Origin of the sequence: Pedobacter frigidisoli (genome assembly GCF_004331675.1) — a bacterium.
In the GTDB taxonomy this organism is placed as follows: Bacteria; Bacteroidota; Bacteroidia; order Sphingobacteriales; family Sphingobacteriaceae; genus Pedobacter; species Pedobacter frigidisoli.
Map to the genome: position 1 here is coordinate 299,539 of NZ_SJSN01000005.1, position 16,702 is coordinate 316,240.

Below are 16,702 nucleotides of genomic sequence, written 5' to 3' on the forward strand. Positions count from 1 at the left end.
GATAGTTGATAGTCTATGGTTAGTGACCCAAATTCAAAAAGGCTATATCGTAAGTGAGATAATTTCTACCGTTTCAGTAACTTCATTAAATCTTTCTTTTCGAAATATGCAATTCCTGCAACGAAAGCAACTAACATTGCATTGCCGATGTAAATGTTTTTATTAAAGATAAAAAATGAAGTGAAGACAATTAAAACTGAAATGATTAAATATGCTAAAATCTTTTTCAGGTTATAAGGAATTGGATAATATTTCTGTCCGAGGATGTACGAAATGACCATCATTGTACTATATGTAGCCATCGAAACCCAAGCCGAGCCCATATAGCTGTACCTCGGAATAAGCACTAAGTTAAACACAATTGTGATAACAGCACCAACTAAGGATATATACAACCCGAAGCGGGTTTGATCTGAAAGGCGGTACCAGATAGATAAATTCATATAAATACCCAAACAAACGTAACCGAAAAGCAAGTATGGTATAGCTGGTAGCCCTACCCAAACCTCGTTGTGGATTTTATTTCCAATGAAATATTTCAATATTTCGATATTGGCAATTAACGCTACAAATAAAATGGAAAGTGCAATTACAAAATACTGCAAGATTGTTGCATAGGTTTGCTTTGCATTAACATTTTTGGCGTGGCTGAAAAAGAATGGTTCGGCACCTAGCCTAAAAGCCATATTAAATATGCTGATGAAAATGGCAATCTTACAAACAGCTCCATAAATACCAACTTGAGCCTCTGTAGAAAACCTATCCAACAATAATTTATCCAAATTTTCATTAAGCATGAAAGAAAGATTTGCCACCAATACCGGCCAACTATAGGAAAGCATTGTCTTAAACATTTCCTTATCAAACTTAAACTGAACTTTCAAAAATTCAGGAATTAGCAGGATAAAAGTGAAAGCGCTGGCTGTTAAATTGGCGATAAAAACGTACCCTATCCAACTCTCTCGAAACCAGATTACAAAGAAATTTGCTGTAGGTAAATTATTTTTGATGATGTATGGAACAACATAGATAAAAAATAAGCTGACAGAAACGTAGGTAAATACATTAATAAACTTGATTAAGCTGTACCTAAAGGGCTTTCCATCTGCCCTTATTTTGGCAAATGGTATTACACATATCGCATCGGCAAACAATAGCCAATAAAAATATTGTACGTATCTTTTCTGATCCTGATAATGAGACATGTCATTATTTAAAAGCCATTTTGTTATTGGCGCAGTAAATACCAGGCCGGTTATCAAAACCAGTGTGGAAATAAAAGCTACAATGAGGAATGAATTGTTATAAACCTGCTGTTTTTTATCTTCGTGTTTGTTAAGGTAACGGAAAAAAGTAGTTTCCATCCCGAAAGCCAAAACAGCATTTATTAAAGATGCATAACTATACATCTTTGTAAAAATACCATACGCAGCAGCTGCATAGGTTCTTAAGAAGATTGGGGTAAGGATAAAGTTTAATAACCGCGAAACTATGGTACTGATACCATAAACCATTGTTTGCCCAAGAAACTTTTTATATACAGACATTTAATATCGAGATAAAAGTATCAGGTATCAAGATTTTAGCCAACAGATAAACAGTTCTGCTGCTTGATACTCACACTTACTACTTTCTTAAAATTTCAAAATTACGATAGTTTTTCACTTCACCCTCGCTTACCATCACATTTTCTACACGCGAGCGGTCTGGTCCCTCATTGCACCACCTAACAAATTCCTCAAGAAAGATTTCATCACCTTCTGCCTCAATAAATACAGTACCGTCCTTCTCATTTCGTACATAACCCTGAACCATCATTTGGTTGGCCACAATTTTTGTAGTTTCTCTAAAGCCAACGCCTTGGACTTTTCCGGTGATAGTGATATTGAGGTGTTTCATTAATATTTGAAAATTGAAATGTTTTTGATGTTGTAAAGTTAGTAAACCAAAATGCTTATTGAGATGATTTTAATTCATTTCATCTTGCAAATCCTTGAATCTCTTTAATCCTGCCTTATATTCTTCCCAAATTTCCTCTAAAATTTGCTTAGCAGGTTTAATTTCTTTCAGCATAGCTGATATTTGCCCAATTTCTAGTTCACCGTTTTCCATGTCGCCCTCAAACATGCCAAGTTTTGCCCTTGCCTTGCCTAAAAGTTCGATCAGCTGAATGCGATTTGCACCTTCGGCCTCAGCTTGAGAAATCGCATCAGCGAATTCATTTTTCAACAACCTTACCGGAACCAGTTTCTTCATCGCCAGTTTGGTATCACCCTCTGTTGCTGAAATAATTTTATTCTTAAATGCTGGGTGAGCTGATGATTCTTCTGCAACAGCAAAGGCAGAACCAATTTGAACGGCATCGGCACCGAGTGCGAAAGCGGCTAACATTGATTTTCCGCTTCCAATTCCACCGGCGGCAATCACAGGAATGTTAACTGCGTCTTTAATCATGGGAATTAAGCAAAGTGTAGTGGTTTCCTCGCGACCATTATGTCCTCCGGCCTCAAAACCCTCTGCGACTACTGCATCAGCTCCAGCTTCTTGTGCTTTTAGCGCAAATTTTGTATTTGCAATTACATGAACAACGGTAATTCCCTTCGCCTTTAATATGCTTGTCCAGGTGGCGGGATTACCTGCCGAAGAAAAAACGATTTTGACACCTTCTTCTATTATGACCTCAATAATCTCTTGAATATTTGGATACAATAGTGGAATATTTACACCGAAAGGCTTATCCGTGGCCAATTTGCATTTTTGGATATGTTCTCTCAAAACATCAGGATACATGGAACCTGCTCCGATGATCCCTAAACCGCCAGCATTTGATACAGCGGAAGCCAATTTCCAGCCACTACACCAAACCATTCCAGCCTGGATGATAGGGTATTTTATATTGAGGAGTTTGCAGATTGGGTTTTTCATTTCCATAATGGTTCATTTTGTCAATTAGGCTTTAATCCCAATGCTTTTGGATCTACGCTTGGGTATTTTTCCAATACATTGGCCAATTGAACTTTTAAGTTGTTCTGTGGCTGAATTATATTTAACAGATATTTAGACAGCATAGGTGAATATAAAGCACGTGCATTTCCTTTTCTTCAGGCACTTCATTAATCCAGTTAAATGGTGGGTTTGGCAAAAGCTTAGGTCTTCCAGGTAGGTTCTTGTTCCATAACCTGCTATGATGAGCACAGTAATTTCTTATCTGCCCTAATGATTGCAACCAACTCGGCAGAAAAGTATGGTTAACCAAACCCAACTCTTTTGCTTTGGTGTTTTTAGATTTAACATCAGTTTTTAGGTTACCGTAAATTTTAGATAATGCGCCAAAGCTGGTTAATTCTAGTGTTTTCCAAGATGGAGGAAAGCGTAAATCATCCTTATGTTTTGCCTTATGAGATTTAATAAAAACATCTTTTGAACGAGCCAGCTCTTCTTCTATAACAGCCAAGGTTTTTACAGCCTCTGGAACATTTTGAAATATCTCTAAATTTTGAAACCACCAAGGGTCAAATTCATGAGATAAATGGTAAATTAATTTCGTTCGTAAACTAATTTCTACCTTTTCAATTGCATCAAAAATTATAACTCGAAGTTCTCGATCGAAATTATATAAGGAAATAACATCTTCAAATTTACTTCCGACTTTGAAAACATGATTTTCTTTGGGTTCCGATTGCATCGGCCACCAATAACCAGCCAAACGGTAATAACTTATATGCGATAAAAAATGAAAAGCTAAATGAGAATCAGAAATTATCAGACCACGGTTTATTAATTGTGATATCTGTTCATCAATGGTTAGTGACTGCTTATTATACATGTGCTTAAAGAAACAAAATGCCTATAAAGCAAAAGACACGCCCTGGGACGCTGTTCTTAAGGGTAGCGTGGCGTGTACTGTTAGTGCAAATATAGATAAATCCATTAATAAACTTACATTTTTTTGTAACGCCATAAAGCATTTATTTAAAATAACTTTTTTACTACATCACTCTCAATTTTAAAACCATCAGTCAGTTGAACTATATTCAAACCTGGTTTTTTTCCAATTTCTATTGAACCAAACTGATTATCCAATCCTAAAAATTCTGCTCCATTAATTGTTGCCCATTCCAAAAGCTTTTCGAAATCTACATTTTTATATGCTTGCAAAGTTTTCATTTCTGATAAAATATTCAGTTGGTGATTACTCGCCAAGCTATCGGTACCCAACGTAATTTTTAAATCTTCTTCAATAAGCAAATCGATATTTGGCAATTCGTTTTCTATGTATAAATTCGCTTGTGGACAAAGGCACCAATATAAATCTAATTGACCTTGTTTGGCAAATTCTATATCCGCCTTATTCGAAACTGTATTATGTACTAAAAGTGTTTTTTGCTTTTTGATGTATGGTAACCAAGTTTGTAATGATGTTTTGCCACTTGGTTTGAAAAATGAAATATCTAGGCCCAGAAATTTATAGAGCTGCAAAAAACCTCCAGATTTATCCTCAAAGAATAAATTTTCATTCGTGGTTTCCTGATTGTGGATGCTAATAAAAGCATTATCTTTTTCTGCTGTATCGTTTATTAATGTAAATAGCTCTTTCGAAACCGAATAGGGTGCATGTGGAACCACTGAAGCTGGCAAAGGTTTAAATTCATCCATTAACCCTAAGGCATAATCCATAATTACCTTTGCCCTTTGAGGATTAAAACCCATCGCCTCTACAAATGTATGGTAATAAATTTTACTGCTCTGCTTAATTTCTTTGGATGCGATTTGATTAGCAATATCGCCAACGGACACAATTCCATTTTCAAACATCTGGGCATCGGCAGCCATCATGGCCTGCCTAATTTCCTCTGCGTCGGCTTGCCTGTTTTTAATAATATTTTGCACAAAATTTACCAAACCGATCTTCTCCGGAATTTGATCTATCATGTGCGACAATTCTAAATGGCAATGGGTATTGATAAAACCTGGAACGATTGCACCTTTGTACTTAGTTATTTCCAAACCAAGGTTTGCTGCTTCGGCTTCAGTAAGCACTTGGATTATTTCTCCGTTTGGCTGGATAGCAACCACTCCGTTTTTTATTGGGGCACTAGATACAGGAAAAATCCAATCGGCTGAAAAGTATTTAAGCATGATGCAAATTAACGGGAATAATGGATGCAAAGAAATAATTTTTCCTTTGCCAATTTATTGTGATGATGAAATGATGTTTGCTATGGTCTGCTCTAAAATTTTTAGAAAAACGAGAAAAAAAAGAGCCTCCTATCGGAATCGAACCAATGACCTACTGATTACAAGTCAGTTGCTCTACCAGCTGAGCTAAGGAGGCTTTTCTTCGGGATGCAAGTATAGAAAAAATTCTTCTTTTGATAAAAATTTTTACTAACTATTCTCGCTGCTGAGCACAAAGCAATCTTGCGTCAGGTTATAACGACCACATTATAATAGCCTCTTGCCTGGCACGGCGAATACAATCAAAATTGATATTTATGATATGGCAAATGCCCAGGTTCGAGTAGTTACTTTACGGTTTGCAACTTTAAATATTTGTACAAAAAGAATTAATTAAACCCGATACAAGCGGAAAGCCACCGATTTAAGCATCTGAGTTTGGTTTTTATCTGCATGCTTGCTTGTTTGCACAGGTTTCATCGGTGCTTGAAGCATTAGCGGGACGGAACTTTAAAATAACCTACTGCGATTGCTTTTCAAATTGAAAATTGGCAATTAGCGTTTAAGAATTTTGACTGAACGATGCCTAAATATGTTGTCATTACACCCAATGTGTGGAGAAACTCTACAAATTAAATTCCCTGGCACACGGTTAAATCATTAGAAATCAAATCATTGTATAAAATTTAGGTTCTGGCATAATTATGAAACATTGGCAAGTATTGTTACACCTATTAAATTTTAAAAAATCAAATTATGAAAAAGTTCATTTTATCAGCTACATTCTTAGCGTTCGCAGGGTTCTCAGCAGTACAAGCTAGTGAAGTAAATACATTAAAAAACACTGCAATTATTGCAGTTCAAGATAGCGCAGTGAAAACTCCAGTAAAATTAGATTCATTACCTGAGCCTGTAACAACTGCTCTAAAATCTGATGCTTATAAAGGCTGGACCGCAACTGAAGCTTGGTCGGTTAAGGAAGGTACAAAAGAGTATTTCTTAATTAATGTTAAGAAAGAAGCAGAAACTGGTTCTGTTAAAATTGACAAAGATGGCAAGCCAGTTCAATAAATATTGGCACAAAAGGCATAATCAACCATGAGGGCAGTTTTGGAGCTGCGCAATATTAATTAGAACCACGAAGCCAGTATGGTTTCATTACATTAAATAAAAGCAAGATGAAAAAGTTAATCTTATCAGCCGCGTTCTTAGCATTTGCAGGATTCTCTGCAGTAAAAGCAAGTGAAGTAAATACAATGAAGAATGCTGCAATTGTTGCAGTTCAAGATAGTGCCGTAAAAACACCTATTAAGTTAGAGGAACTACCTGAGGCGGTAGCCACCACATTAAAATCTGACGCTTATAAAGGTTGGACACCTACCGAAGCTTGGTCGGTTAAAGAAGGAACAAAAGAGTATTACCAAATTAACATTAAAAAAGAAGCAGAAACAGGTTCTGTGAAAATTGATAAAGATGGTAAACCCGTAGAATAAATCCCAAATATTACATCTACCTAGTACAAGAATGGCCAGACTTTGTCTGGCTTTTCTTATTTTTGTTGTATGGCCAAAATCCTAATTTTAGAAGACGATACGACATTTGCTCAATTACTTGAAGGTTTTTTAACAAAAAACAGCCATGAGGTTACGCTCGTAACCCATATCAAGCAGTCATTTAAACTTATTGAAAACCAAGCATTCGATTTATTATTAATCGATTACCGCCTGCCTGATGGAATTGGCTTTGAGGTAATAACCCACTCACGAGATCTTGCCCTCTCCACACCAATCATTATCATGACTAGTTTTAATGATGTGCGTACTGCCGTTAAATCCATGCAAATGGGCGCTTTCGATTATATTACTAAACCGGTAAATCCTGATGAGCTTTTGATGGTTATTAAAAATTCCCTAGCTAAAGGGAGTGTTAAAGACATTAAGGTTGAAACCATAGATTCTGATTTTATTAAGGGGAAGAGTGCAAACGCCGACAAGCTATATGAGCACATTGCTTTGGTTGCACCAACAGATATGTCGGTAATTATTCAAGGTGAAAGTGGTACAGGAAAGGAATTTGCTGCCAGAACCCTGCATCAACAGAGCAAACGTGCCGAGAAGCCTTTCATTGCAATTGATTGTGGTGCACTGTCAAAAGATTTAGCGGCAAGTGAATTATTTGGACACATTAAAGGGGCTTTTACAGGTGCATTGAATGATAAGAAAGGTCAGTTTGAGGCGGCAAATGGCGGAACTTTATTTTTGGATGAAGTTGGAAATTTAAGCTATGAAGTACAGATTAAGTTGCTTCGGGCTTTGCAGGAAAGGGTAATTCAACCTTTAGGAAGCACCAAACAAATTGCTGTTGATGTTCGCATTATTACCGCAACTAATGATGATTTATTGAATAGTATATCTGGTGGGGAATTTAGGGAAGATTTATACCATCGCTTAAACGAATTTAAGATTCAATTGCCTGCATTAAGGAATAGGGGGGGCGATTTGGAATTATTTATCAATCACTTTATTGGCTTATCTAATCGCGATTTAGGTAGAAATGTAAAAAGTATTTCTGCTGAAGCAAAATCGCTTTTATTAAATTACGATTGGCCAGGAAACTTACGCGAACTGAGTAATGTAATTAAGCGCATGGTTTTATTATCGCCAGGGGATGTTGCTCAAGTAAATGCCTTACCCGATGAAATGATGATTTCTGTTAACCAACAAACTTCGCCCGGAAGCTCATCGGATTTAAAAGCGGTAAATGAGCAGAATGAAAAGTCTATTATTGCAGAAACGCTGATTAAAGCAAAACACAATAAATCCAAAGCGGCAAAAATGCTGAATATTGATAGAAAAACCCTCTACGCAAAGATGGAAAGATACGGGATTGAGTAAAAATCCTACAGCCTCACCCTATCAAAACAACAAGTTGGGCCAGTTTTCTGCTATCATCTCCGGAAGAGAGGGATTTAATGGTAACCTGGTTTGAACTTATATCCTTTCCCACCTCTTCACAGCCATTCTTAGTATAAAAATCATCTTATTTCTCTCCGAACAAAAAAAATTATAAATGCATTCATTTTACTGCCCCAGCCCTCTCTCTTCCGGAGAGGGGATGAAGGGGTGAGGCTACTTTTCTCCAACCAAATCCATATCCTGCATTACGGTAATCAAGGCAGCTAATTTCTGCAGCTGAATTAAAATTTCAGTTTTAATATCACTCTCGAACCCCTTTTCTGCGATTTCAATTTCTAAAACCCTGAAAGCTTGCGCCAAAGTTTTCGAGCCAATTTGTGCTGTTCTACCCGCAAGGCGATGAACAATTAACCTGCTTTTATCCTGATTATTTTCCTCAAGAGATTGCTTTAACTCCCTTGAATCGTCAAAGCAATCTTGCTTAAACCTATTCAGAATTTTTTCAAGCAATTGCTTGTCACCGAAAGTCATTTTTTCTATAGTAGAAAAATCAAATTCAGGTTTTTCGGTTAATATTTCTGTTTTATCAAAAATAGAGAGTAAATCTACTGCTCGGAAAGGTTTCATTATCAAGCCATCGAAACCTTCACTTAGAACAATTTCACGCTCTTCGGGCAAAACCTGAGCAGTAATGGCGTAAAACTTAATTTCTGCTGGGAGTTTTTTCTTTAAAATATGGCATAATTCTAAACCCGTCATTTCAGGTAAACGCATATCAATCAAAACATATTTAAGGTTGGCAGTTGGCTCTTCATGCAAAATATTGGCTACCTCACTAAAGCTCTTAAAGGGGATATTATTTTTTTCGAAAATTAAACCACATAGTTCGAGGATTAGCTTGTCATCATCAATTACCCAAACAGTTCCTGGGCTAACAATCGCATAATGCTCTAAATCAAGTGCGTCATTTATCCGCTCGTGTGTATGCTCATATTTCAAATAAATGTTAAATGTGGTGCCTTTACCAGCCATGCTTTTAACATAAATTCTTCCACCCTGACTTTCGATTAGCGATTTTACAATGGTTAAGCCTAAACCAGTTCCTGTTTGATTAATGATGTATTTTTCGGGCGATTCTATTTGCTCAAATTCATTAAATATTTTAGTGATGTCGCTTTCGGCAAATCCAATTCCAGTATCTTTTATCGTAAAGTTAAAGTGTAAATCTTCTTCTTTCTTTTTGCACGAAACAGACAGCAAAATCTCACCCTTTAATGTAAATTTAATCGCATTCCCTAAAAGATTAAATAAGATTTGCTTCAATCGGAAAGCATCGCCTTTTGCATACTCAATATGCCCTAAATCCAAATCGGCAATTAATTTAAGCGATTTTTGCTCAGCAAGTGGCCGCATTACTGAAATCACCTCATCCAACACTTTCCTTACATCAAAAACCTGATTGTTAAAACTAAATTCTCCCGAAATAATTCGATTATAATCAAGTACTTCATTCACAATTTGAAGTAAGTGAATAGAAGATTGATAAATTGCATTTACATCCTTTTTCTTTGGATGATCTTGTTGCGAAATCAATTCAGCGTAACCTAAAATAGATTGTAAAGGTGTTCTTATCTCATGGCTCATATTGGAAAGGAATCGCTGTTTCGCCTTACCATGATATTCAGCTTCGTCCTTAGCCAATTCTAACGCTCTTCTGTATTTATTGCTTTTAGTAATGTCAGTAAGAATTAAGTAGAGCAAAATAACGGTGAGTAAAAAGAAAGTGATAATAATAGCTGTAATTTGGCTAATTCCATCGTTTACAACCTCCTTAGCTTGTAAGCCGTTCAAATTTACCTGTGCAACCGCTTCGCTTTCAACCTCCCTTAAAATTTGAAGCATCTTACTGGTAAGCGCATTACTAGCATTGGATAAATCAGCTTCTCTTTTCAGGAATTTTTGGCTTTTCTGGCGCTGTTCTATCTCGATATTCTTCAAGGAACCCGTCATACTTTTCATAATACTATCTTCTGCCTTGGCATTCAAAGTATCACGCTTAACCTTAAATTCCTCGTTGATAATTTCATAAACATCGGCTTTCTTCTTACCAAAAAGCTTACCTAAAAACCCCCTAGATTTTTTTTCCTCCTCAGGCGCAACTGTTGTGGTCGATGTGGTGGTTTCTGTAGTCAAAACGGCACTATCTGTTTGCCGGGCACGACTGGCAACAAGTTGATTTAATTTTTTAACTTCTTCAGAAAAGGATTTGGTATTTACTAACGTTTCTCTAACCTGTAAATAGGAAACAAACTGTTTATCTCTTTCTACAAGCAAATTCTTGATAGATTTTATCCTGGCAAGTTGTAAAGAATCGCCTGCATAAAGCTTTCTCAACGTATCCAAGCTCACCCTTAACTTTCGCGATTCTCTTAAAAAACTATAATTGCCTTGTTTATTAAACGCCTCATCCCGCTGCAATTGGTCTAATCTTGCAATTTTGTGCGATAAATCATTTACAATTCTTAGTCTATCGTTAGGTGCCGAAATTTCCTCAACAGTATCAAGCATCCTAATAAAGGCAAATTTGCTTATACCCCAAGCCAAAACCAAGGCACAACAGGCAAATAAAAACCCAATAATTACCTTACTCTTTATTGCCCTGAAGAATCTTTTCTGAATTATGGCTGCCATTAATGATGAGTTATACCTAGATATCTAACGAATTTTTCGCTCATGACATATTATCTATGTAGCACAAATAACATACCAAGGAACGGTTTAGAATGTTATCGCAGTTGGAGGCGCTAAGCATTCTTAACAGTTTACATTATGTATAGGGAATCAACTTTAGCCACAGAAATACCGATCTCCACAGAATAAATTTCCGTGAGTTTCGCATTTCCGCGGCAATTTTATTTAATTTTAACCAAGCCAATAATATGAACCGTATCGACCGCCTTTTCGGAATTCTCACCTTACTTCAATCGAGAAAGTACATCTCTGCAGATAAGATTTCCGAACGGTTCAGTATTAGTATTCGCACCGTTTATCGCGATGTTAAAGCTTTACAAGAGCAGGGAATTCCTGTTGCTTTCGAACAACCCAAAGGCTATTTTCTGGTTCAGGGTTATTTTTTACCACCCGTTTCGTTTAATATGGAAGAAGCAAACGCACTGCTTTTAGTAGAAAGTTTGGTTACAGGCTTCGCCGATAATTCTATTCGTTCGCACTACGCCTCCGCACTCACAAAGGTAAAGGCAGTTTTAAAAACCAGCCAGAAAGAAAAACTCGAGATGATGAATCAGCATATCAGACTGCAAATTCCCGAGCGCCTTACTTTTAACTATGAGTATCTCTCGCTTATTCAAAACGCAATTGCCGAGAAAAATATGCTTCAATTGCAATATAAAAACGCCAAGGATGAATCTAGCAACCGCGAAGTAGAGCCAATCGGACTAATATTTTATGCTTTCAGTTGGCATTTAATTGCTTGGTGCCATTTCAGAAACCAATACCGCGACTTCAGCTTAACCAGAATTATTTGTCTCAGAAACCTCGAAAAACCTTTCCTAAAAACAGAGCACATGCCCTTAAATGATTACATGAGCATGTTACCCGTTAATTTTTGATTTTTTTGGAAAGCCAGAATAGTTATTCCTCGGTTAAGGCAGGCCCGCCCCCGTTTCTGCCGAGAAAAACGGCATCTCACTAAGGTCGGGTCTAGATGGCAAAAAAAGTGCAACTATCAAAGTTAAACCCCCAGCCTAAAAACCTAACTGATGTTACCCTGCCTCAAATACGAAAAAAATAATTTATTTTTTTATACTGCCATAGGGCTGTCACTTGCTCTTGTTTTCTTTGCATGAACAAACCACAAAAACCATGAGCATAGCCGACCTATTATTAATGGAAATAGACACATTCGAGAGAACAAAACAAAAAAATATGGATATCATAAGAGCATTACTGAAAGAATTTGAGGCCGAATTTAACACCACCAAAAAATTTATGGCCCTCGTACCAGCTGACAGGTTCGACTGGGCACCTCATCAAAAAAGCATGAAAATGAAATCGTTGGCAAGCCACATTGCAGAATTTCCAGAATGGGTAAATCTGGCTTTTACCACTAACGGCTTAGATTTTGCCTCCGCACCCTACGAGGAAAAAATTATCGATAGTACCGAAGATTTAATTAAACTTTTGGAAACCAGTTACAAAAGCGGAAAAGCAGAATTAGAAAAAGCGCAGCTAAATAGTTTAGATGAGCAGTGGATTTTAAGAAACGGAGAACAAATTTTGGGCGATTTAACCCGATACGAAATGATGCGTGTAGCGTTTAGCCAAACCATCCACCATCGGGCACAATTAGGTGTATATCTGCGATTATTGGATATTCCAATTCCAGGAAGTTATGGTCCAAGTGCAGACGACCAAAGTTTCTAGTTTTCTTAATCTACAAAAACAAAGAACATCAACTAATCTTGGTGTTCTTTGTACCTTTGTGGTTCATAACAAAATTTATTTCCGTAAAATTGCAGCATGAATAACAACTCTGCAACCCGTTTAAATAAATTCATCAGCGAAAGCGGATTGTGCTCTCGTCGCGAGGCGGATAGATTTATCGAAAAGGGTAATGTTTTCATCAACGGCAAAAGAGCCAAAATTGGCGACCAGGTTTTAGCAGGCGACAGGGTGATGGTTAATGGTCACAACATCGAACCAAAAGAAGAATCGAATTTTATTTTGCTGGCTTTCAACAAACCTGTTGGCATAACCAGTACAACTGAATCGAACATTAAAGATAATATTGTTGATTATGTAAACCATAGTGAACGTATTTTCCCAATTGGCCGATTGGATAAAGATTCGTCAGGCTTAATTTTCCTGACTAACAATGGCGATATCGTTAATAAAATTTTAAGAGCAGGTAACAAGCACGAAAAGGAATATTTAGTTACGGTAAACAAACCGATTACCGAAGATTTCATTTTTGAGATGAGCAACGGCGTCCCAATTTTGGGTGTAAATACTCGTAAATGTAAGGTTCGTCAAATTGGTCCTTTTGTATTCAATATTATTTTAATTCAGGGCTTAAACAGGCAAATTCGTAGAATGTGCGAGCATTTTGGCTACGAAGTGACCAAGCTGGAACGCACCAGGATTATGAACATCAACCTGAAAGGAATCCCTACAGGAGAATTTAGAGAACTATCGGAAGAAGAATTGAACGGCATTATGAAGAGTGTCGAAAAATCATCTTCAGAAGCTGCATCCAAGCCTAAAAACACCAAGAAGAAAACCAATTCCTGGGAGGAAATCTCAGAGACTAAACAAGACCAGCCTAAGAAATCTTTTAAGCCATCAAAACCTGCACAAAAATCCGCAGGTAAAAAATCGACAGGTCATTCATCGGCTAAGCCACCTGCTAAAAGTGGTTCATCAAATAGAAACGCTAGACCAGCAAAAGGCAAACCTGCAGGAAAATCAAATTCCAGACAAAGAGGACGATAAACCAACGGATTGTAATTTTCTGAATTTCAAACCTTTGCTTTCTGCTTTAACCTTTCAGCTTAAATCCTTTTTATTACCTTTGCAGCAAATGGTAACAGCAAAAAAACTCGATATCCGCTCATTAGATTTGCCTCAATTGCAGCAGCATTTAACAGCTATGCAACAACCTGCGTTTAGGGCGAAGCAAATTTACCAGTGGTTGTGGGAAAAATCAGCCATTAACTTCGATGAGATGAGTAATCTTTCTAAAGATTTACGCAAATCGTTGGATGAAAATTTCGCTATAAATGCTGTTCAGGTTAACAACTCCCAATTCAGTAATGACCATACCATAAAAAATACTTTTCGCCTGGCTGACGGAAATATCGTTGAGGGCGTTTTAATTCCTTTAGAAGATAGAATGACAGCTTGCGTAAGTTCGCAGGTTGGTTGCAGTTTAACCTGCAAATTTTGCGCAACAGGTTATATGGACCGTAAACGTAATCTAAATGCCGATGAAATCTACGACCAGGTAGTGTTAATTGATAAGCAAGCGAAACAGAATTACAACAATCCATTAACCAATATCGTGTATATGGGCATGGGCGAACCCCTATTAAACTATGCAAATGTGATGAAGTCAATCGAACGCATCACTGCGCCCGATGGTTTAAACATGAGTTACAAACGCATCACAGTTTCTACAGCGGGCATTGCAAAAATGATTAAAAAGCTCGGCGATGATGGCGCAAAATTTAATCTTGCACTATCCCTACACGCTGCCGATGATAAAAAGCGTAACGAGATTATGCCGATTAACGAGGCCAATACATTAAAAGCTTTGGCAGATGCGCTGAAATATTATTTCGCCAAAACCAAAAACCCTGTAACCTACGAATACATTGTTTTCAATCATTTTAATGATGAGATTTCTGATGCAATGGATTTAGCAAAATTCTGTAAACACATTCCTTGCAAGGTTAATCTAATCGAATACAACCCCATTTCCTTTGCAGATTTCACCAACGCTGATGGAGATAAAATAGATACGTTTGCCAATTATTTAAAAAGCCAGGGCATTAATACCAATATTCGCCGTAGCCGGGGTAAAGATATCGATGCTGCTTGCGGACAGTTAGCCGTAAAAGAAGAAGCTAAGAATTAATATTAGGAAATAGAGTGATGTGGGATAACTGCATCACTATCTCATTAAAACTAGGTCTATCACTGAAATCTAGGGATAAACAATTATCACGAAGCTTCATTATTTCCTTTCTAAACAACAGGTCTTCAGAATCCTGGCAAATAGATAGTAAATCATCCAGCAGAAATCCATAAGCCCTCACTTCAATCTTTTCCAATTGCAGTGTTTGAGCATCATCCTCTAAATCATATAATGAAGCTGCGCCAAAATCACCAAATAACGTATTTCCCTCATTATCAATTAGAATGTTATGCGCATATAAGTCTCCATGAATAATTCCTCTCGATCGCAATTGTTCCGCAACAGATGCAATAGTTAAAGCAATTTTATATAATAATTTGCTTGATAAAAGTATGTCATCACCAAAAACATCCCTAGTACACGAAGCTAAGCTGGGTGGTCTGCCTAAATTGTAGAAACTCGAAGGAATTAATGCCATCACCAATCCTCTTTTTCCCTGTTCCGGTGCATCAATCTGCCCAAGCAAATTAACAAGTCCAAAATGGCCTCCAGCCTGTATGTAAGCGTTCATTTCATCCTCAGGGTAACCATCACTAGTTACATCTCCCTTAAAAATCTTAACAGCCACATTAACCTGATCCACGATTCGACTAGCTTTGTAAATTATTCCCGATGCTCCTTCTCCCAATTTATCAGAAAACTGTAACTCGTCCAAATTTATTACAGGAATATTTTTTATGATTGGGTTTCTATTAAAATCATTGCCCGAAAATGCTAACCAAGCTAACCTATTCATTGTTAAAAGCCATTCAGGTAAATATTGAAGTTCGTTGGCAGATATCCTTAACAGGGAAAGATGCTCACAAAGCTGCAATTCTTTAGGAAGATCTCTTAACCTATTTCCTGCTAGCATTAGCTTTTGCATTTTCACACAACTACCGATTTCAGCAGGCAGCTTTAATAATTTATTATTGGTCAAAATTAACCACCTCAAATTAATGTTTAACGCTTTTGATGGAATAAATTCTATCATATTAGACTTAAAGCCCACAATATCTAAAAAAGGGCAATCAGCTAAAACCTCAGGTAGAACCTTAAATAAATTATCAGAACAAAAGAAAATTTTTAGATTTCTCAATCTCCCAAAATCAGCTGGTAATTTTACTAAACGATTTGATGAAAGATCCAATAACTCCAAGGTATCAGCCAATTCAAAAATTTCAACAGGAAATATCTCAAGATTTTCCGAAATTTTTAAGGAAACAATTCCTTTAAGTTCACCGCTAACTAATTGTTTTAATGTTTGCACAGCTGCCAATAATTTATGTTGGGCGAAGTTAGGGTTATACAAGTACTTTCTCCATATAAAAGAACAAATAATAGCCATTGATGTGAAGGGCACTATCAGTAGCATGTTTTGGAGTTCTGTCCCGCTGTACCTACAATCTTTTTGGGGATAAGCTTCTGGTAAAATGGTTGGGCCATCCCACAAAAAGGATTTCCGTCCCATCGGGCCTAGGTGGTGGGGAGGTGAGCTACTATTTATGTCGTGGTGCAATCGCAACCGTCCCATAGTAGTATGGTGATATTGTTAGACCGCACTTAAAAAAACCTTTCTATACGAAGAAACCCCATCAGCTGTTGCTGACGGGGTCCTTGTTAAACGCCTCTTGGGCTTTTAAGATTTGGCACCGACCTACTCTCCCACGTGTTACCGCAGTACCATCGGCTCTGGTGGGCTTAACTTCTCTGTTCGGAATGGGAAGAGGTGGACACCACCGATATAGGCACCTAAATTTCTTTAGATAAGCTTATCAGCTTAAATGACATATTATTGGAAGAAGTTAGTTAGAGGAGCAAACAACAGTATGTTGCCTTTGAAAGCCTCGGATGATTAGTACTACTCGACTATGGTGTCGCCACCTTTACATCTGTAGCCTATCGACGTAGTAGT

At 37.2% G+C, this 16,702-nt stretch carries 15 protein-coding genes, 1 tRNA gene and 1 rRNA gene; 8 read left to right on the plus strand and 9 right to left on the minus strand.

Annotated elements, in window-relative coordinates; translation table 11 throughout:
• Positions 1 to 65: 65 nt before the first annotated feature.
• The 6 genes from EZ449_RS08405 to EZ449_RS08430 all read right to left on the minus strand — a co-directional run bounded on the left by EZ449_RS08405 (position 66) and on the right by EZ449_RS08430 (position 5,335).
• A complete protein-coding gene (locus EZ449_RS08405; protein WP_131557611.1) occupies positions 66 to 1,547 on the minus strand; it encodes a lipopolysaccharide biosynthesis protein in 1,482 nt (493 codons plus the stop codon).
• Between the two features lie 79 nt (positions 1,548 to 1,626).
• Positions 1,627 to 1,899 (minus strand): acylphosphatase, encoded by a 273-nt coding sequence (locus EZ449_RS08410; RefSeq protein WP_131557613.1) that lies wholly within the window; start codon positions 1,897 to 1,899, stop codon positions 1,627 to 1,629.
• 69 nt (positions 1,900 to 1,968) lie between these two features.
• The gene (locus EZ449_RS08415) at positions 1,969 to 2,931 is read right to left on the minus strand and encodes an NAD(P)H-dependent flavin oxidoreductase (protein WP_225872267.1); all 963 of its coding nucleotides are present in this window, start codon (positions 2,929 to 2,931) and stop codon (positions 1,969 to 1,971) included.
• A 115-nt stretch (positions 2,932 to 3,046) separates the two neighbouring features.
• Positions 3,047 to 3,826, minus strand: coding sequence for an Abi family protein (locus EZ449_RS08420; RefSeq protein WP_205942966.1), 780 nt, complete (start codon positions 3,824 to 3,826; stop codon positions 3,047 to 3,049).
• Between the two features lie 146 nt (positions 3,827 to 3,972).
• The gene (locus EZ449_RS08425; protein WP_131557615.1) at positions 3,973 to 5,139 is read right to left on the minus strand and encodes an amidohydrolase family protein; all 1,167 of its coding nucleotides are present in this window, start codon (positions 5,137 to 5,139) and stop codon (positions 3,973 to 3,975) included.
• Positions 5,140 to 5,262: 123 nt separating this feature from the next.
• Positions 5,263 to 5,335 (minus strand) — tRNA-Thr (locus tag EZ449_RS08430).
• 599 nt (positions 5,336 to 5,934) lie between these two features.
• On the opposite strand from EZ449_RS08430, the gene EZ449_RS08435 reads away from it, so the two are divergent.
• The 3 genes from EZ449_RS08435 (at position 5,935) to EZ449_RS08445 (ending at position 8,072) form a co-directional block, all read left to right on the plus strand.
• The gene (locus tag EZ449_RS08435; RefSeq protein WP_131557617.1) at positions 5,935 to 6,249 is read left to right on the plus strand and encodes a hypothetical protein; all 315 of its coding nucleotides are present in this window, start codon (positions 5,935 to 5,937) and stop codon (positions 6,247 to 6,249) included.
• Positions 6,250 to 6,356: 107 nt separating this feature from the next.
• On the plus strand, positions 6,357 to 6,671 hold the full coding sequence (locus EZ449_RS08440; RefSeq protein ID WP_131557619.1) for a hypothetical protein: 315 nt from the start codon (positions 6,357 to 6,359) through the stop codon (positions 6,669 to 6,671).
• A 69-nt stretch (positions 6,672 to 6,740) separates the two neighbouring features.
• Entirely contained in the window at positions 6,741 to 8,072 is a 1,332-nt protein-coding gene (locus EZ449_RS08445) for a sigma-54-dependent transcriptional regulator (protein WP_131557622.1), read from the plus strand.
• Positions 8,073 to 8,306: 234 nt separating this feature from the next.
• Here the strand turns inward: EZ449_RS08445 and EZ449_RS08450 are convergent, their stop codons facing one another.
• Positions 8,307 to 10,784, minus strand: a complete 2,478-nt coding sequence (locus EZ449_RS08450; protein WP_131557624.1) for a hybrid sensor histidine kinase/response regulator — start codon at positions 10,782 to 10,784, stop codon at positions 8,307 to 8,309.
• 248 nt (positions 10,785 to 11,032) lie between these two features.
• On the opposite strand from EZ449_RS08450, the gene EZ449_RS08455 reads away from it, so the two are divergent.
• The 4 genes from EZ449_RS08455 (at position 11,033) to rlmN (ending at position 14,748) form a co-directional block, all read left to right on the plus strand.
• Positions 11,033 to 11,722 (plus strand): helix-turn-helix transcriptional regulator, encoded by a 690-nt coding sequence (locus tag EZ449_RS08455; RefSeq protein WP_131557626.1) that lies wholly within the window; start codon positions 11,033 to 11,035, stop codon positions 11,720 to 11,722.
• Between the two features lie 253 nt (positions 11,723 to 11,975).
• Complete coding sequence (locus EZ449_RS08460; RefSeq protein ID WP_131557628.1) at positions 11,976 to 12,536, plus strand: DinB family protein; 561 nt, start codon at positions 11,976 to 11,978, stop codon at positions 12,534 to 12,536.
• A gap of 96 nt (positions 12,537 to 12,632) precedes the next feature.
• A complete protein-coding gene (rluF, locus tag EZ449_RS08465) occupies positions 12,633 to 13,604 on the plus strand; it encodes a 23S rRNA pseudouridine(2604) synthase RluF (protein WP_131557630.1) in 972 nt (323 codons plus the stop codon).
• An 88-nt stretch (positions 13,605 to 13,692) separates the two neighbouring features.
• Positions 13,693 to 14,748: a 23S rRNA (adenine(2503)-C(2))-methyltransferase RlmN gene (gene rlmN, locus EZ449_RS08470; protein WP_131557658.1), complete on the plus strand. Its 1,056-nt coding sequence runs from the start codon at positions 13,693 to 13,695 to the stop codon at positions 14,746 to 14,748.
• Here rlmN and EZ449_RS08475 read toward each other — a convergent pair.
• Entirely contained in the window at positions 14,738 to 15,727 is a 990-nt protein-coding gene (locus EZ449_RS08475) for a leucine-rich repeat-containing protein kinase family protein (RefSeq protein ID WP_225872268.1), read from the minus strand. The two genes, rlmN and EZ449_RS08475, sit on opposite strands and share 11 nt — an antisense overlap.
• A 19-nt stretch (positions 15,728 to 15,746) precedes the next feature.
• On the opposite strand from EZ449_RS08475, the gene EZ449_RS23020 reads away from it, so the two are divergent.
• Positions 15,747 to 16,208 carry a hypothetical protein gene (locus EZ449_RS23020; RefSeq protein ID WP_225872269.1) on the plus strand — a complete coding sequence of 154 codons (462 nt, stop codon included), beginning with the start codon at positions 15,747 to 15,749 and terminating at the stop codon, positions 16,206 to 16,208.
• 223 nt (positions 16,209 to 16,431) lie between these two features.
• Here the strand turns inward: EZ449_RS23020 and rrf are convergent.
• Positions 16,432 to 16,543: ribosomal RNA gene (gene rrf, locus EZ449_RS08480) — 5S ribosomal RNA — on the minus strand.
• Between the last annotated feature and the right edge of the window lie 159 nt (positions 16,544 to 16,702).

Coding starts and splice junctions, on each gene's coding strand:
- EZ449_RS08405 (WP_131557611.1), bottom strand. CDS start 1,547: ATGTCTGTATATAAAAAGTTTCTTGGGCAAACAATGGTTTATGGTATC.
- EZ449_RS08410 (WP_131557613.1), bottom strand. CDS start 1,899: ATGAAACACCTCAATATCACTATCACCGGAAAAGTCCAAGGCGTTGGC.
- EZ449_RS08415 (WP_225872267.1), bottom strand. CDS start 2,931: ATGGAAATGAAAAACCCAATCTGCAAACTCCTCAATATAAAATACCCT.
- EZ449_RS08420 (WP_205942966.1), bottom strand. CDS start 3,826: ATGTATAATAAGCAGTCACTAACCATTGATGAACAGATATCACAATTA.
- EZ449_RS08425 (WP_131557615.1), bottom strand. CDS start 5,139: ATGCTTAAATACTTTTCAGCCGATTGGATTTTTCCTGTATCTAGTGCC.
- EZ449_RS08435 (WP_131557617.1), top strand. CDS start 5,935: ATGAAAAAGTTCATTTTATCAGCTACATTCTTAGCGTTCGCAGGGTTC.
- EZ449_RS08440 (WP_131557619.1), top strand. CDS start 6,357: ATGAAAAAGTTAATCTTATCAGCCGCGTTCTTAGCATTTGCAGGATTC.
- EZ449_RS08445 (WP_131557622.1), top strand. CDS start 6,741: ATGGCCAAAATCCTAATTTTAGAAGACGATACGACATTTGCTCAATTA.
- EZ449_RS08450 (WP_131557624.1), bottom strand. CDS start 10,784: ATGGCAGCCATAATTCAGAAAAGATTCTTCAGGGCAATAAAGAGTAAG.
- EZ449_RS08455 (WP_131557626.1), top strand. CDS start 11,033: ATGAACCGTATCGACCGCCTTTTCGGAATTCTCACCTTACTTCAATCG.
- EZ449_RS08460 (WP_131557628.1), top strand. CDS start 11,976: ATGAGCATAGCCGACCTATTATTAATGGAAATAGACACATTCGAGAGA.
- rluF (WP_131557630.1), top strand. CDS start 12,633: ATGAATAACAACTCTGCAACCCGTTTAAATAAATTCATCAGCGAAAGC.
- rlmN (WP_131557658.1), top strand. CDS start 13,693: ATGGTAACAGCAAAAAAACTCGATATCCGCTCATTAGATTTGCCTCAA.
- EZ449_RS23020 (WP_225872269.1), top strand. CDS start 15,747: ATGTTTAACGCTTTTGATGGAATAAATTCTATCATATTAGACTTAAAG.